Origin of the sequence: Pseudomonas sp. C 49-2 (assembly GCF_003970195.1) — a bacterium.
GTDB lineage: Bacteria > Pseudomonadota > Gammaproteobacteria > Pseudomonadales > Pseudomonadaceae > Aquipseudomonas > Aquipseudomonas canadensis.
The window spans coordinates 1-734 of sequence record NZ_RXYG01000040.1; the positions used below are offsets into that span (position 1 = coordinate 1).

The following is a 734-nucleotide window of genomic DNA, read 5'->3' on the forward strand; positions in this document are numbered from 1 at the left end:
TTCAAGTACGACTGGGCCTGGCAGAAGTACCTCGACGGCTGCGCCAACCACTGGATGCCGCAAGAGGTCAACATGACCGCCGACATCGCACTGTGGAAAAACCCTGAAGGCCTGACCGACGACGAACGTCGCATCGTCATGCGCAACCTGGGCTTCTTCTCCACCGCCGACTCCCTGGTCGCCAATAACCTGGTGCTGGCCGTGTACCGCCTGATCACCAACCCGGAGTGCCGCCAGTACATCCTGCGCCAAGCCTTCGAGGAAGCGATCCACACCCACGCCTACCAGTACTGCATCGAATCCCTGGCCATGGATGAAGGCGAGATCTTCAACATGTACCACGAGATCCCGTCGGTCGCCAAAAAGGCCGCCTGGGGCTTGAAATACACCCGTTCGATCTCCGATCCGAAGTTCGAAACCGGCACCGTCGAGACCGACAAAGAGCTGCTGCGCAACCTGGTCGCCTACTACTGCGTCCTGGAAGGCATCTTCTTCTACTGCGGCTTCACCCAGATCCTGTCCATGGGCCGTCGCAACAAAATGACCGGCGTCGCCGAGCAGTTCCAGTACATCCTGCGTGACGAGTCGATGCACCTGAACTTCGGTATCGATGTGATCAACCAGATCAAAATCGAAAACCCACACCTGTGGGATGCCGAGATGAAGGAAGAAGCGACCCAGATGATCCTGCAAGGGACTCAGCTGGAGATCGAATACGCGCGCGACACCATGCC

Annotated in this window: 1 protein-coding gene; it reads left to right on the forward strand. The window is 58.2% G+C overall.

Annotated elements, in window-relative coordinates; all coding sequences use genetic code 11:
• A partial coding sequence (locus EJ576_RS29630; RefSeq protein ID WP_126571766.1) for a ribonucleotide-diphosphate reductase subunit beta occupies positions 1–734 on the forward strand: 734 nt, incomplete at both ends.